At 41.7% G+C, this 14,799-nt stretch carries 18 protein-coding genes and 1 riboswitch; of the genes, 13 read left to right on the top strand and 5 right to left on the bottom strand.

Going from position 1 to position 14,799, the window contains the following annotated elements; translation table 11 throughout:
- Positions 1-5: 5 nt before the first annotated feature.
- Positions 6-182 carry a DUF2759 domain-containing protein gene (locus tag NFS43_RS09230; RefSeq protein ID WP_042458374.1) on the bottom strand — a complete coding sequence of 59 codons (177 nt, stop codon included), beginning with the start codon at positions 180-182 and terminating at the stop codon, positions 6-8.
- A gap of 253 nt (positions 183-435) precedes the next feature.
- Here NFS43_RS09230 and NFS43_RS09225 point away from each other — a divergent pair, with 253 nt between their 5' ends.
- Both NFS43_RS09225 and NFS43_RS09220 read left to right on the top strand, forming a co-directional pair.
- On the top strand, positions 436-1,071 hold the full coding sequence (locus tag NFS43_RS09225) for an MBL fold metallo-hydrolase (RefSeq protein ID WP_251551371.1): 636 nt from the start codon (positions 436-438) through the stop codon (positions 1,069-1,071).
- 142 nt (positions 1,072-1,213) lie between these two features.
- On the top strand, positions 1,214-2,305 hold the full coding sequence (locus tag NFS43_RS09220) for a class I SAM-dependent methyltransferase (protein WP_251551370.1): 1,092 nt from the start codon (positions 1,214-1,216) through the stop codon (positions 2,303-2,305).
- 44 nt (positions 2,306-2,349) lie between these two features.
- Here the strand turns inward: NFS43_RS09220 and NFS43_RS09215 are convergent, their stop codons facing one another.
- Together NFS43_RS09215 and NFS43_RS09210 are read right to left on the bottom strand one after the other, a co-directional pair.
- The gene (locus NFS43_RS09215; RefSeq protein WP_251551369.1) at positions 2,350-2,592 is read right to left on the bottom strand and encodes a DUF2626 domain-containing protein; all 243 of its coding nucleotides are present in this window, start codon (positions 2,590-2,592) and stop codon (positions 2,350-2,352) included.
- Between the two features lie 85 nt (positions 2,593-2,677).
- Positions 2,678-3,373 (bottom strand): helix-turn-helix transcriptional regulator, encoded by a 696-nt coding sequence (locus tag NFS43_RS09210; RefSeq protein ID WP_251551368.1) that lies wholly within the window; start codon positions 3,371-3,373, stop codon positions 2,678-2,680.
- A gap of 225 nt (positions 3,374-3,598) precedes the next feature.
- Between NFS43_RS09210 and comGA the strand changes: the two genes are divergently transcribed.
- The 8 genes from comGA to NFS43_RS09170 all read left to right on the top strand — a co-directional run bounded on the left by comGA (position 3,599) and on the right by NFS43_RS09170 (position 7,888).
- Positions 3,599-4,684, top strand: a complete 1,086-nt coding sequence (gene comGA / locus NFS43_RS09205; protein WP_251551367.1) for a competence type IV pilus ATPase ComGA — start codon at positions 3,599-3,601, stop codon at positions 4,682-4,684.
- A complete protein-coding gene (gene comGB / locus NFS43_RS09200; protein ID WP_251551366.1) occupies positions 4,671-5,702 on the top strand; it encodes a competence type IV pilus assembly protein ComGB in 1,032 nt (343 codons plus the stop codon). The genes comGA and comGB overlap by 14 nt, the downstream gene beginning before the upstream one ends.
- An 18-nt stretch (positions 5,703-5,720) precedes the next feature.
- Positions 5,721-6,080, top strand: coding sequence for a competence type IV pilus major pilin ComGC (gene comGC, locus NFS43_RS09195; RefSeq protein WP_251551365.1), 360 nt, complete (start codon positions 5,721-5,723; stop codon positions 6,078-6,080).
- Positions 6,077-6,517, top strand: coding sequence for a competence type IV pilus minor pilin ComGD (gene comGD / locus NFS43_RS09190; RefSeq protein ID WP_251551364.1), 441 nt, complete (start codon positions 6,077-6,079; stop codon positions 6,515-6,517). The genes comGC and comGD overlap by 4 nt, the downstream gene beginning before the upstream one ends.
- Positions 6,501-6,836: a hypothetical protein gene (locus tag NFS43_RS09185; protein ID WP_251551363.1), complete on the top strand. Its 336-nt coding sequence runs from the start codon at positions 6,501-6,503 to the stop codon at positions 6,834-6,836. Before comGD ends, NFS43_RS09185 begins: the two co-directional genes overlap by 17 nt.
- Positions 6,784-7,260 carry a competence type IV pilus minor pilin ComGF gene (gene comGF, locus NFS43_RS09180; protein ID WP_251551362.1) on the top strand — a complete coding sequence of 159 codons (477 nt, stop codon included), beginning with the start codon at positions 6,784-6,786 and terminating at the stop codon, positions 7,258-7,260. The genes NFS43_RS09185 and comGF overlap by 53 nt, the downstream gene beginning before the upstream one ends.
- On the top strand, positions 7,257-7,637 hold the full coding sequence (gene comGG, locus NFS43_RS09175; RefSeq protein WP_251551361.1) for a competence type IV pilus minor pilin ComGG: 381 nt from the start codon (positions 7,257-7,259) through the stop codon (positions 7,635-7,637). Before comGF ends, comGG begins: the two co-directional genes overlap by 4 nt.
- Before the next feature lie 62 nt (positions 7,638-7,699).
- Positions 7,700-7,888: a YqzE family protein gene (locus NFS43_RS09170; protein WP_251551360.1), complete on the top strand. Its 189-nt coding sequence runs from the start codon at positions 7,700-7,702 to the stop codon at positions 7,886-7,888.
- A gap of 46 nt (positions 7,889-7,934) precedes the next feature.
- Here NFS43_RS09170 and NFS43_RS09165 read toward each other — a convergent pair whose 3' ends face one another.
- Together NFS43_RS09165 and NFS43_RS09160 are read right to left on the bottom strand one after the other, a co-directional pair.
- Positions 7,935-8,726, bottom strand: a complete 792-nt coding sequence (locus tag NFS43_RS09165; RefSeq protein ID WP_251551359.1) for a YqhG family protein — start codon at positions 8,724-8,726, stop codon at positions 7,935-7,937.
- Positions 8,704-10,395 carry a DEAD/DEAH box helicase gene (locus NFS43_RS09160; protein ID WP_251551358.1) on the bottom strand — a complete coding sequence of 564 codons (1,692 nt, stop codon included), beginning with the start codon at positions 10,393-10,395 and terminating at the stop codon, positions 8,704-8,706. Before NFS43_RS09160 ends, NFS43_RS09165 begins: the two co-directional genes overlap by 23 nt.
- 149 nt (positions 10,396-10,544) lie before the next feature.
- Positions 10,545-10,635, top strand: a riboswitch (glycine riboswitch).
- Between the two features lie 209 nt (positions 10,636-10,844).
- On the opposite strand from NFS43_RS09160, the gene gcvT reads away from it, so the two are divergent.
- From gcvT to gcvPB, 3 genes are read left to right on the top strand one after another with little or no spacing between them, the layout of a single operon-like run.
- Positions 10,845-11,951, top strand: coding sequence for a glycine cleavage system aminomethyltransferase GcvT (gene gcvT / locus NFS43_RS09155; protein WP_251551357.1), 1,107 nt, complete (start codon positions 10,845-10,847; stop codon positions 11,949-11,951).
- An 18-nt stretch (positions 11,952-11,969) separates the two neighbouring features.
- The gene (gcvPA, locus tag NFS43_RS09150; protein ID WP_251551356.1) at positions 11,970-13,316 is read left to right on the top strand and encodes an aminomethyl-transferring glycine dehydrogenase subunit GcvPA; all 1,347 of its coding nucleotides are present in this window, start codon (positions 11,970-11,972) and stop codon (positions 13,314-13,316) included.
- On the top strand, positions 13,309-14,772 hold the full coding sequence (gene gcvPB, locus NFS43_RS09145) for an aminomethyl-transferring glycine dehydrogenase subunit GcvPB (RefSeq protein WP_251551355.1): 1,464 nt from the start codon (positions 13,309-13,311) through the stop codon (positions 14,770-14,772). Before gcvPA ends, gcvPB begins: the two co-directional genes overlap by 8 nt.
- The last annotated feature ends 27 nt before the right edge of the window (positions 14,773-14,799 follow it).

Here is a 14,799-nt window from a genome sequence, read left to right as displayed (position 1 = left end):
GTCTTTTAATGTGTTCCAGTAGGATATCCTGAATTGATAAGGGTCATGACGGTGAACCAGCCGAATACGGCAAAAGATGCTACTCCCCAAAATGCGCCCAAGAAATTTTTGCTCTTCAGGGACTTCAATGCCCCAAGTGCAGCAAGTATTGTTACTAAAGCGAAAATAATGACTAATCCCATGATAATCCCCCTTTTTCCGTTTGAAACAAGCCGTGCTTGACTATTATTAGTATGTACCAATGTTATTGCATTCGTTACCTATTTTATATTTTTTTCCTGAATTTGTCGAGGTAAAATATAAATTCTCTGACAATATGACCAAAGGAACCGCCTAATTTTGGCATTGGCCTTTTTTATAGCCTCCAATTCTTTCTTAGAATGGATATTTGGTGTAATATTATTTTATCGTAATTCGGATTGGAGGTAACAGATTGTGAAATGGCAGCAAATTCCCTTGGGAGGGATTCAAACAAACTGTTATATAGTCGAAAATGCAGATCGTACCTGCCTTATCTTCGACCCTGGCGGTGAAGCGAAAAAGCTGATTAATCTTCTAAACAGCAGAAGATTAAAGCCGCTTGCAATTTTGCTGACGCATGCTCATTTTGATCATATCGGTGCAGTTGATGTGGTAAGGGAGCGTTATAGCATCCCTGTTTATTTACATAAACAAGAGGAAAAATGGCTTGGCGACCCTAAAATGAATGGTTCCGACTTTTTCTCACTTATTGAGCCTGTCATTGTTAATCCTGCAGATGAAATCATGAAAGAAGAGGGGGCCCTTCAAATTCATGATTTTGTGTTCCATGTCTATCACACCCCGGGCCATTCGCCGGGAAGCGTCTCCTACTATTTTGATAAGGAGGGCTTTGTCATATCAGGCGATGCCCTATTTCAAGGCAGCATTGGCCGGACAGACCTGCCTGGAGGAAATCAAATACAGCTGTTAAAAAGTATTCATGATAAACTTTTGACACTGCCAGAAGAAACCTATGTCTTGTCTGGACATGGGCCAGTGACGACCATTGTGGATGAAATGGACAGCAATCCATTCTTAAACGGTTTCTAACGATAGAAAGACCCTTCTCATTTGAGAAGGGTCTTTCTGGGGGATGTTCTATTCATATAATGGGAGGGATATTGTTAAGCTACTATCCTACAATATTATAAAGTTTTCACTATGTCAATAGTGTTAATGTAAAGGAGTTCCAATGATCACCTATTTGCAAAAATTAATTTCCAATTCCCAAGATAAAATGATTTCTTATGCAGATTTTATCTCCGAAGCGCTTTATCATCCTGAATATGGATATTACATGAAAGACTCCCAGAAAATCGGGCGATTGGGGGATTTTATTACTACGAGCAACGTCTCGGATCTATTCGGGAAAATAATGGCGAAATGGCTGTTGTCTGTTTTTCATCAATTAGATATGGCTCCGTCTATCTGTGAAGTTGGCGCTGGCAATGGCCGGTTTGCCTATGCCTTTCTTCAGGAATGGCATAGATTGGTTGACGAGCCGATCCGATACATCATTGTGGAAACCAGTCCTTATCATCGAAAACTGCAGAGCCAATTGTTAAAGGGTTTTTCATCGGTCACCCAATTAGAAAGCTTAATGGACGTAAAGGGATTTGAAGGGGTTTTCTTCAGTAATGAGCTTTTTGATGCATTACCAGTCCATGTCATTGAACAGCAAAACGGTAAGCTAATGGAAATTATGGTGGGCTGTGAGAATGGCAAGCTGACCGAGAGAAAGATATTGCTTACAAATCCTGCAATCCTAGCGTTTTTACAGCAAAGCAAACTAGAGTTAACAGAAAACCAACGAATCGAGATTCCTTTAGTAATGGAAAACATACTTGGCCAAATTTCTTCAGCCATTGCGAAAGGCTTAGTGATATCTGTGGATTATGGCTATACAAATACAGAGTGGATGGAGCCAAGCAGGAAAAACGGAAGCTTGCGAGGATACAGTCAACATAAGATGCTGGACAATGTTCTAGTCCATCCTGGGGACATAGACATCACCACACATGTTCATTTTGATTATTTGATTGAAAAAGGAAACGAATTGGATTTACGTTTCTGTTCCAAGCTGCGGCAGGATGATTTTTTGATAAAAGCCGGCATTCTAAAGGAATTGGAAGAATCGTACGACCCCAATCCGTTTTCTGAAGCGGCCAAGCGAAACCGGGCCATTCGAAGTTTAATCCTGCCTGGAGGAATGAGCTCTTATTTTCATATGATCATCCAACAAAAAGGAATTAAAATAGACGAATCAGCATTGTTTGAGAATTGACAAAAGAGAAAAAAACGCCGGATAGTTCCGGCGTTTTTTCGTGCTTACTTATTGACTCCAAGCTGCATCATGAACGTAGTCCAATATGTAAAGCCTGCGAAAAAAATGGTTAAATATGCCCCGAATACATACATATACATGCGTTCAGATAGCTTCAAGTAGCTAAGAAGTACAAAGAACCCAGTTTGGGCTAAAAATAGCATTGCCGTTTTATTCATATCACCTAGATAAAACATAACAGTAAAAATACCTGTCCAAAAACCCATTACCCTGAACATCCGATCCATATGTATCCCTCCTTTACCCCTCAATAAATACCATCAATTCTATATTATAAGGAAAGGAAGGAAGAAAGTAAATATTCGTTTCAACTTAATTGGCTATCACTACTTGATAGGAACAGGTATCGCAGCCAGAAATCATATTTTCCTGCTCAATCAGTTCAACAGAATCAAATAAAGTTTCAAACATGCCTTTTAAAAATTCATGATGCATACTGCAAACGGATTCGGTCTCCTCTGCCACTTCTTTAAATGGGCAGTTGAAAATTTGAAAGTAAATTTTTGTATTATCGCTGTTTGCCTCAAATTCTGGATAAAAACCAGCAAGAGTCGCTGCACTTTTTAGTATGGATAACTTATCTTCAAAGGTTAAATCTTCGCCAACCGGCCTTTTGGCCATTTCTTGTTCCATCACTTCTGTCCCAAATTGTTTGCCTGTTAAAAAGAGTGCTCTTTTTCCCAAATCACCCAAGGACATCATGGTTTTTATGGCAACCTTAGATAAAAGCATATAATCACGGTACGGGAAATGAAGCTGGATTACATCGTCAGACAACCGATACAGTCTGCTTGGCCTGCCGCCTTTACCGGTTTTCTTTGTTTCAGAAACCAGCATGTTAACATCTTCGAGTTTTGACAAATGCAATCTGGCTACATTTGGGTGAATGTTAAAATTATCTGCTACCTCTTGAACAGTTACTTCTTTGTGGCGTTTTGTGATGTATTGATAAATGTAATAACGTGTTGGATCTGACAAAACGTTTGTTATCTTTAGTGTTTGTTCCATCTCGGTTCACCTCGGACCCCCATAATTTATTCTATTATAATATAGGGGGGATAAAGTGGGAACGCAGTTAACAATGTAAACACTATATGTTTAGAAAATGTTCACAATTTAAGACGATATATTGTAACAATTAAAAAAAGATACTGAAAAAAATATTTATTTTTTATAAAATGAAGCAGGAGGGTGATGGAACTTGTCGAATTATAGAAGTGATTAATAAAAAAGGTGGTGGTTCCCATTGTAAGTGACATTGAAATTTTAGCAGACAGGATTATCTCCGATGCTGCACGAAACCAGGCAACAGATATTCACATCATTCCCCGTAAAAATGATACGCTCATCCAATTCCGTTTAACAAACAGGCTAATTCCCCGATTAACTTTACCTAAAGATGAATGCGACCGGCTCATTTCCCATTTCAAATTTAAGGCAAATATGGATATAGGCGAAAGAAGACGCCCTCAAAGCGGTGCCATTTTTTGTGAAGTGAATGGAGAATTAATGGGCCTCCGGCTCTCGACACTTCCATCCAATAACAGGGAAAGCCTAGTGCTTCGGCTTCTGCCCCAACAAAATCAAATCCCCTTTCACCAGCTCTCATTATTTCCATCCATGACAAGAAAATTGTTAGCTCTCCTTAAACATGCCCACGGCTTAATCATCTTTACTGGTCCGACAGGCAGCGGCAAAACAACCACGCTCTACTCCTTAATTAATGAAACAGCCCACTTATTTCAGCGCAATGTGATCACTCTTGAGGATCCGATTGAGAAGAATTACGACTCGGTGCTGCAAGTCCAGGTGAATGAAAAAGCAGGTGTCACCTATGCGGCCGGACTGAAAGCGATATTGCGGCATGATCCTGACATTATTATGGTGGGGGAAATCCGAGATGCAGAGACCGCCAGAATTGCTGTAAGAGCTGCGTTGACCGGTCATTTAGTCTTGAGCACCATGCATACAAGAGATGCAAAAGGGGCCGTGTTTCGGCTTCATGAGTTCGGGGTTAACTGGCTGGAGGTAGAGCAAACATTAATCGCTGTCACAGCCCAAAGATTGGTGGAATTAACCTGTCCGTTTTGTGAAGGAGAGTGTTCGCCTTATTGTTATTCCTACGGAAGATGGAAAAGAGCCAGTGTATTTGAATTATTGTCGGGGAGAAATTTGTCTGCTGTGATGAAATCGGCAAAGGGAGAAAAGACGGAAACAAGGTATCGGACACTAAAAGATATGGTCAAAAAAGGGATCGTCCTCGGGTATATCCAAGAGTCCGAATACAACCGCCTGGTGTATGACGATGAACAGACGTAAATGGCCAGTAGATGAGCAGGCTAGTTTCCTTAGACGAGTTGGTGAATTGCTGGCACGGGGATACCCGATTGCGGAGGCAATCGAATCGATATCCTTGCATTTACCTAAACACCGAAAGGAGGTGTTAAAGGATTGTTTGCAGGAATTAAAAAGAGGGATCCCGTTTCATGATGTATTGGACCAACTTGGTTTTCACAATGATTTAATTGGATACGTATATTACGCAGAACAGCATGGCAGTTTTGCGGAAGCGCTGCTTGAGGGCAGCAGTCTCGTTCAGCTAAAGGACCGGGATTTAAAAAAACTGTTAAGAATGCTCCAATACCCCCTTTTCCTCCTTTTATTGACCGGCCTATTATTTGGCTTCATAGAGAATACGCTGCTGCCAAGATTCACCAGTTTATTTGCTTCACTGGGTTTGGAGGACAATTTTTTTACGAAGATAGTTTATGCATTTGATATTTATTTTCCCTTTGTCGTGAAGGTTTTTATCGCGATCATTTGCGTCATTGCCTGTTACTATTTCTTCATCTTCAGGAAGTACTCCGTTTTAAAACAAAGAACACTGCTTGTCGGACTGCCTATTGCAGGCAGGGTCCTCAAATTACTGTTCACTCATTACTTTGCCATTCAATTAAGCTTCCTTTTGCAAGGAGGGATTTCAGTCTCTGAGGCATTATCATTGTTCGAACAAAATCACAAACAGCCTTTTTTTAGCCAGCTTGGGAGAGGTATTAAAACAAAGCTTGTGACAGGGGAAACATTGGGGTCGATTTTAAGTTCCTTTTCCTTCTTTGAAAAGGAGTTCCCGGTCATTGTTAAACACGGCCAAGAAAATGGAAAATTAGAGCAGGAATTATTGTTTTTTAGCAAGCATTGTATTGTGGAAATGGAGGAAAGAATCGAAAAAACTTTAAAGATCGTTCAGCCGCTTCTATACCTTTTCATCGGGTTTCTGGTTGTATCTATGTATTTAGCCATATTATTGCCAATGTTTCATCTGCTGGATAGCATTTAATAATGGGAGGTTAAGGAAATGTCGATACAAAAACTGAAAAATGAACAAGGCTTTACACTGATTGAAATGATGATTGTCATGCTGGTTATATCCGTAATATTGATTATTACGATTCCAAACGTCGCAAAGCACAATACAAATATTAATAATAAGGGCTGTGAAGCTTATGCTAAGATGGTTCAAGCACAAGTGCAAGCCTATCAAATGGATAAAAATAAAGTTCCTACGCTTGAGGAATTAAAGACTGATGGATATTTAAATGGGGATGCTGCAAGCTGCGGGAACACGAAGAGTATCGTCATTGATGGTACGACAGGAGATGTCACAATCGCTGATTCCTCTGCTCCGATTGCACCAACAAACTCTTCTTCGCAATGACCTCCAATCAAACTGGGTTCACTTTAGCCGAATCTTTAATCGTTCTCTCCATTTTTATGATCCTCACCCTTTTTACGGTCTTTTCCTTGAAGCCCCAGCATTCGGCTCTTGAGGAACAGGCATTTATCACTCAATTAAAGGCTGACTTATTATTCGCTCAAACCTATGCAATATCCCATCAGCATGAGGTTTCCGTCATCTTTTTGCCGGATCAATATCAATATTATATGATTATGCAGCATGACGTGCCGCCAGTTGTCCTAAGGGGATATTCAAAAAATATTTATCTGACAGAAGGTACTCTCCAATTATATTTCACATTTTCATCAGACGGAAATGTGAATAAGTTTGGGACCTTCTATATCCGCACTTCAACAAGGACCTATAAGGTGACTATTTTGATAGGACGGGGAAGATTCTATGTTACAGAGCAATAGAGGTTATTTCCTGCTTGATTTGCTGCTGTCGCTATCAGCTATGCTGCTAATAGGAGGAAGTCTAGTCCCATTACTGATTGAGTTAAGAAACCAGTCCGCCATGCTGGAGATAAGCAATCAAGCGCGGCAAATCGTGTATGAAGAACTGCATGCGAAATTAACGGATAACAGTTTTACTGATTATACAACAACTTGTAATGCGATTGAGTATCAGATTCATTGGAAGGCCGTAGTAACGGGGGATTTGAAGGAGGTGTGCGTAAAGGTTGAGGAAAGCCATTTGCATCAAGGAACTGAAATCTGCGGCAAGCTTGAATGAAACAGCTTTTACACTAATAGAAGTCATGCTTGCTCTTTCCATTCTTTCCATCGTCATTTTCTTGTCGACGCCTGCATTTCAAATCATGCTGGACAAACGGGAAACGAATGCAAGTCTGCAGATGATGGAATGGCAGGTCTTTAGCAGCCAATTTAAAAAGGAAATCCGTAATTCCAGCAAGGCTGAGATCGTGTCCAACCGATTGCTGCTGACAAAGAGCACAGACACTGTCCTCTATGAGAAATATGAGTCAAGCTTAAGAAGAAGGGTAAATTCAACAGGACATGAAATTGTTCTGCAAAATGTTGCGGCATATTCATTTTCTTTAATAAAAAATGCAGTGAAGCTGACGGTTAGAGACCTGCGGGGGAAAGAGTATTCAGTAACAGCCTACTTCTATGGGAATGGGGGAAACGGGACATGAGACACCGTGAAGAAGGATTCATCTATCCGCTTACTTTATGCCTTTTGATTGTCTTTCTCCTATTTTTCTCGATTCAGATCGGGCAATTAACGGCTCAAAGAAAACAATCTCACGAAGCAGGCAGCATTTTACTTGAAGAATATTATCTCCATTCATCTGTAACAAAAATCGAAAATCTGCTTCTAGCAGGGGAGAACATTCCGGCAAAAGGGATAATTGTTTATCAGAAAGGGAAAATCGATTATACGGCGGAGACGCCAAATGGAACGGTCCAAAGGGTAAACTTTACGTTAACGCTGCAGTCTGGGGAAAGTGTTTTTGCCAGAGGATATTTCGATACCGGCATGAAAAAGTTTATCAGATGGGTGGAAGGGTAAATTCTGGTTATGAAATTTAAAATATTGGACATACTTGTGAATGAAAAAGGCAGGTGTGTGTAATGAAGTCAAATGATTATGTAAAATATATGACCCAAACGCTGGTTAAATATGCCGACCAGCCAAAAGAGGAACGAAAAAGACTGCGTTTAGAAAAAAAGCAGGCCAAGGCCTCCCTTTGGTATCGCTGGTTCGGAATCATGCCTTATGTCCTGTACTCTGAGATAAAAAGAATTCGAAAAGTTAAATAGATACAAAAAATCCCCCAAGCCATTAAAGGCCTTTGGGGGATTTTTGTTAGATGGCCCGTTCCGTTAAATAAAACAGCCCGCCATTAATAAAGGATATATTGATTTTTGGTTCATATTGTTCCTTGAGCGCTTGTTTTTCTATGAGATAGCTTTCGTTTTCCTCCTCTGTATCTTCGTAAAAGTGGTCTAAAAGCTGTAAATCTTTCTCCCATCGTTTCCTTGCCTCGTCCGCCCAAGAATGGTCCTCTTCTTCAATGGCCATCCTTAGATAGTTTTCAATTCTTTTCATGCCGCTGATGGGTTTTACCAGCGGGGATAAAGTAAAAGAATAATCTGGTATTTTCGGTGTTAAAGGAATTTTAAGCAGCTGGTCATGGAAATCTTCTACCATCCTGCCGTTGATCAGCTGCAGGCCGATGGATTTATAAATATCGCGTTTACGGTCACATTGGTACGAGATTTTGACATTCATGCATAGCCATGGATACAAGGGCGTTTGTCTGCTTCCATTGGGATGGTGTTCATATAGGCGGATATATTTCGATAAATTTTTCGTCGATTCAAAGATCTGATGCAGCCGTGGTGAACCAAAATGAATAATTTCACCTCTTAATTTTTCTGGAGCCGTGTTTTTATCCGTAATCAAGGTGAGTTTCATCGGATTCGGGATCCCGCCTGTTCTTTCTAAGTAATGCCAGTAAAAGGGGCGGTTCATCAATTCCTTATCCAGTTCAATGGTAAGCTGCACTGTCAGATGACCAGAGTGGTTCTCAATGATTGGACATTCGTTAGCTTGAAAATATTTTAACAGAAAGTTATGAATTTCCTGCTGCTGCACGGGAATTTCCCTCCTCCTTCATATTTTGGGCAAATTCAATCATGGAGGACAGGTTCTCCATCTTAATTCTCATTTCACCTTCAGAACGCGATTTTCCAAAAATATCGATTAAATGGTCCTCTAAATTCCCAAATTCCAATTTGGTTAAAATATCATCAAGTTCGCCAATTACTTTTTCAAACAAGTCAATTTTTTCATATAAAAGCTTTAAAATATGCTCCTCTACCGTATTTTTAATGGCGAAGTTATAGATTTTGACATCCTGTTCCTGGCCAAGCCGGTGAATCCGGCCGATTCGCTGCTCCAGCCGCATCGGGTTCCATGGCAGGTCAAAGTTAATGATATGATGGCAGAATTGCAGGTTAATTCCTTCTCCGCCTGCTTCTGTAGCAATCAGGACCTGCATATTATTTTGGAATAATTGCCGCATCCAATCTTTTTTTCCCCGCTTAAATCCGCCTCGGAAAGGGACGGAAGATATGCCATGCTGTTTTAAAAACCATTGCAAATACAACTGGGTGGCGCGGTATTCCGTGAAAATAATCACCTTATCATTCATTTGCTGGATTAATTCCAGCGCCTTTTCTGCTTTTGAATTGGTTTGGACCGCTTCCACTTTTTTGATTAAAAACGCAATTTGATCCTCGTAAGCCTGCGTAGGATTTTCGTGCTTTTGCAGCATGTTTTTAAGTGTATAAAACACTGCTTCCCTGCTGCTGCATGCTTCGCGCTGTAAGGTCATCACAGAAAAACTGCTTGCCTGGATCCAGTCGCCTGCCGATTTAAGGTCATTGATGGCATCGTACAGCTCTTTTTCTGATGGGGAAAATTCGATGGGAATCGTTTCTACATGACGTTTCGTCCATTCAATGCCAGTATCAGCCCTGCGGTTGCGGATCATGACCTTGTTCACTAATTCTTTTAGATGCTCATCACCATTGAGTGAGCGGGCATCCCGTTTATATTTTTCATAAAATGCCGTTTGGCTGCCTAAATGGCCTGGCTTTAACAGCGAAACAAGGTTAAAAATTTCTTCAATCCGGTTTTGGATTGGCGTGGCAGTTAACAGTAAACAAAATTTTTTTTTCAGGTTTTGGACAAATTCATAGTTTTTGGTTTTATTATTTTTGAGTTTATGGGCTTCATCAATAATAATCAGATCGTAATTCTGTTGATAAATGATATCCCTGTGCGGATTTCGTTTGGCCGTGTCAATAGAAGATACTACGACATCCGCTTGCTCCCAAACATAGCTTTTCCTTTGGGTAATTGCCGGAATATAAAATTTATTGTTTAATTCTTGCGCCCATTGGGTAACCAGCGAGGCGGGCACAAGAATCAGCACTTTTTTCACCAGTCCGCGAATCATATACTCTTTTAAAATAAGGCCGGCTTCAATGGTTTTCCCAAGACCCACTTCATCCGCAAGAATGGCTTTTCCATTCATATTTTCAATCACCTGTTTGGCCGTTTCAAGCTGATGGGGCAGCGGGGTTAAGTTTGGCAGATGTTTGGGTGCCTGCAGTCCTTCAAACTCTGGAATGACCAGCTGTTTTTCGATATCAATGGCAAGCTTAAACAATTCCCAATTTCCCCATGGGCCATCATGGTCGATTTTATGTAAAAAATCATCCTGCCAGGAGGAATCAAAATGGATGTCAACGGTCATGTTATCAGCTCCTTTAAAAATGATTGCTTAAACCTTTGGTTTAATGGTAGGATGATAATAGCTTAGAAAGTTTTAAATATTTTCATAAAGAGTATCTTTTTAATTAAGTATATTTATTATGACCAACTTGGAAAATATTATAAATGCGGATGAGAACAAGGGGAGAGACTGCGTTGGCAGCGCCGAAGGAGCAAACAGATAACCTGTGAATCTCTCAGGCAAAAGTACACTTGTTTGACGCAGCTCTGGAGAGTGCTGCCAAAAGGCAGCCACCAAAGGGGAACGCCATAATTGGTTAAACTTTCAGGTGCAAGGACAGAGACCACTTTTCGTAGAAAAGGGAGGTCTCTGTCTTTTTTTATGCCCTTTGCAGCCTGAATTTTTTCAACTCTTATAAAAGAAAGAAAACTTAATTCTATGAGCCATCATTAAATGTAGGGGGTTATCGAATGTCCGATTTAAAACGAACTCCGCTGTTTGAGGTATATTGCGAATACGGCGGGAAAACGATTGATTTCGGAGGCTGGGAGCTGCCTGTCCAATTTTCCAGCATCAAGGAAGAGCATGAAGCGGTAAGAATGAGAGCAGGTTTGTTTGATGTATCCCATATGGGAGAAGTGGAAGTAAAGGGTGTTGACAGCCTGAAATACTTGCAAAAAATGATGACCAATGATATTGCCAAACTAGCAAATGGCAGTGCCCAATATACCGTGATGTGCAATGAAAATGGCGGTACAGTGGATGATTTGCTTGTTTATAAACTTGAGGATGATCACTATTTACTCGTTGTCAATGCATCCAATATTGAAAAGGACTATAAGTGGCTTGAGGAACACTTAGAAGGCGATGTGTCCATTGATATTTTATCTGAAACGACTGCCCAGCTGGCATTGCAGGGACCGCTTGCCCAACAGGTTTTGCAAAAGCTTGTACGGAGCATTGATTTAGAGCAAATGGGCTCCTTTAAATTCCAACAGCAGGCAGACCTAAATGGCATCACTGCCCTCATTTCAAGAACAGGATATACGGGTGAGGACGGATTTGAGCTCTATTGCCATGCTAAAGATGCTGTCGCTTTATGGAGGTTAATTTTAGCAGCTGGGAAGGAAGAAGGGGTTATTCCTTGTGGATTGGGTGCACGTGATACGCTTCGTTTCGAAGCAAACTTAGCTCTTTACGGCCAGGAATTATCTCCAGAAATTTCGCCGCTTGAAGCAGGGATTGGTTTTGCCGTGAAATTGAGTAAAGCAGCTGATTTTATCGGAAAACCTGCTTTATTGAAGCAAAAAGAACAAGGACTGGCAAGGAAAATTGTCGGAGTTGAAATGATTGACCGTGGAATCCCGCGCCATGGCTATCCTGTCTATAAAGGCGGCCAGAAGATCGGGGAAGTTACGACGGGAACCCAGTCACCATCCTTAAAGCGAAACATCGGGTTAGCGCTAATTTCAACTGAATTCAGTGAATTGGATACTGAAGTGGAAATAGAAATCCGCGGAAAACGGTTAAAAGCAAAAGTGGTTTCAACACCTTTTTATAAAAGAGAAAAGCAATAGCAGGAGGGAGAAAACAAAATGCAACATCGCTATTTACCTATGACTGATCATGATAAGCGGACCATGCTCGAGACAATCGGAGTTTCGTCCGTAGATGAACTTTTCAGCGATATCCCTGAAAAGGTGAGGTTTAAAAGAGAATATAATATCAAACCAGCCAAATCGGAACCGGCTTTGATGAAAGAGCTGTTTAAGCTGTCAAGCAAAAATGCTGATTTAAAAACAAATGTCTCCTTCCTTGGGGCTGGAGTTTATGACCATTATATTCCAGTCATTGTCGATCATGTGATTTCCAGGTCGGAGTTTTATACAGCGTATACACCGTATCAGCCGGAAATTTCTCAGGGTGAGCTTCAGGCCATTTTTGAATTCCAAACGATGATTTGTGAATTGACCGGGATGGATGTCGCGAACTCCTCCATGTATGATGGCGGGACCGCACTTGCTGAGGCAGCGATGCTGAGTGCCGGCCACACAAAACGAAAAACCATTATTGTTTCAGAAGCCGTACATCCTGAATCACGGGAAGTACTTAAAACGTATGCAAAGGGTCAGCATCTACAGGTGTTGGAGGTTCCGGTGAAGGATGGGGTTACAGATGCAGAGGCATTGAAGAATCTGATCAATGACGAAGTGGCTTCTGTCATTATTCAATATCCGAATTTTTTCGGAAGAATTGAGCCATTAAAGGATCTGGAAGAAATCATCCATCAGCACAAAGCGTTGTTTGTCGTATCCAGTAACCCATTATCTTTAGGAATATTGACTCCTCCTGGCAAGTTAGGCGCCGATATTGTCATTGGAGATGCCCAGCCTTTTGGCATTCCAACAGCGTTTGGCGGCCCGCACTGTGGGTATTTTGCAGTTACTTCCAAGCTGATGCGAAAGGTTCCAGGACGATTGGTCGGGCAGACAACAGATGAAGAAGGGCGCCGCGGCTTTGTGTTAACCCTGCAAGCTAGGGAGCAGCATATCCGCCGCGATAAAGCCACCTCCAATATTTGTTCGAATCAGGCATTAAATGCCCTTGCTGCTTCGGTTGCAATGACGGCTCTTGGGAAAAAAGGCGTCAGGGAAATGGCTGCGGCTAATGTGCAAAAAGCCCACTATGCAAAAACGGCTTTTAAACAAGCAGGCTTTGAAATTGTTTATGACGGCTGCAGCTTTAATGAATTCGTCATTAAACTTAACAAACCGGCAAAAGAAATAAACCAGCAGCTGCTGCAAAAAGAAATCATTGGCGGCTATGATTTAGGCAGGGATTATCCGGAACTTTCCAATCATATGCTGATTGCCGTTACCGAACAAAGAACGAAGGAAGAAATCGACACATTTGTAAAGGAATTGGGGGATTTGCATGCATAATCAAGACCAAGCGCTCATTTTTGAAATTAGTACACCTGGCCGGATAGGATATAGCCTCCCAGAAATGGATGTGCCTGAATTTGACCTAAAGAGTTTGGTTCCAGAAGGATATTTGCGAGAAGAGGAACCTTTACTCCCAGAGGTCTCAGAGCTTGATATTATGCGCCATTATACTTCTCTTTCACGGAGAAATCATGGTGTTGATTCCGGATTTTACCCGCTGGGGTCTTGTACGATGAAATACAATCCGAAAATCAACGAAAACGTCGCCCGATATAATGGATTTGCCCATATCCATCCGCTTCAGGATGAGAGCTCTATCCAAGGAGCCCTTGAATTATTATATGATTTGCAGGAGCATTTAAAAGAAATTACGGGCATGGATGAGGTAACGCTCCAGCCTGCTGCGGGCGCACATGGGGAATGGACCGGATTAATGCTGATTCGTGCCTATCATGAAGCTAACGGGGATTTGAATCGGACCAAGGTCATCGTACCAGATTCGGCACATGGAACAAATCCTGCTTCCGCTGCGATAGCGGGATTTGAAACGATTACAGTCACATCCAATGAGCAAGGTTTAGTGGACCTGGAAGATTTACGAAGGGTTGTCGGAGAAGATACAGCAGCGTTAATGCTGACCAATCCGAACACGCTAGGCCTTTTTGAAGAAAATATCCTTGAAATGGCGGAAATTATCCACGAAGCTGGCGGAAAGCTCTATTATGACGGGGCTAACCTAAATGCAGTCCTTTCGCAAGCCAGACCAGGTGATATGGGCTTTGACGTGGTTCACCTAAACCTTCATAAAACCTTTACTGGACCTCATGGCGGAGGCGGGCCAGGTTCAGGTCCTGTTGGGGTGAAGGCGGACTTAATCCCGTTCCTTCCAAAACCAGTTATTGCAAAGCAGGCTTCAGAGTTTGTGCTCGACTACGATCGTCCGCAATCAATTGGACGCGTAAAACCGTACTATGGAAACTTTGGCATCAATGTCCGCGCTTATACGTATATTCGTTCCATGGGGCCGGACGGTCTAAAGGCTGTCACTGAAAACGCTGTGTTAAATGCCAATTACTTGATGAGACGGCTTGCTGAATATTATGACCTTCCATTTGATAAGCATTGCAAGCATGAATTTGTGCTAAGTGGGAGGAGACAAAAGAAACTGGGTGTCCGGACGCTTGACATCGCCAAACGTCTCCTTGATTTCGGCTATCATCCGCCAACCATTTATTTCCCGCTAAATGTGGAAGAATGCATTATGATTGAACCGACAGAAACTGAATCAAAAGAAACACTAGATGCCTTTATTGAGGCCATGATCCAAATTGCAAGGGAAGCCGAAGAAAATCCGGAAATCGTCCAAGAGGCTCCGCATACAACAGTTGTGAGCCGGCTGGATGAAACGACTGCGGCACGCAAGCCGATCTTAAAGTATCAGAAAGCAGAATAAAAACAAGGCACCGAAGAAATTCGGTGC

The organism is Neobacillus muris (genome assembly GCF_943193175.1).
In the GTDB taxonomy this organism is placed as follows: domain Bacteria; phylum Bacillota; class Bacilli; order Bacillales; family Cytobacillaceae; genus Neobacillus; species Neobacillus muris.
The sequence above is the reverse complement of the archived record's forward strand: the minus strand, read 5'-3'. Positions and strand labels throughout refer to the sequence as shown.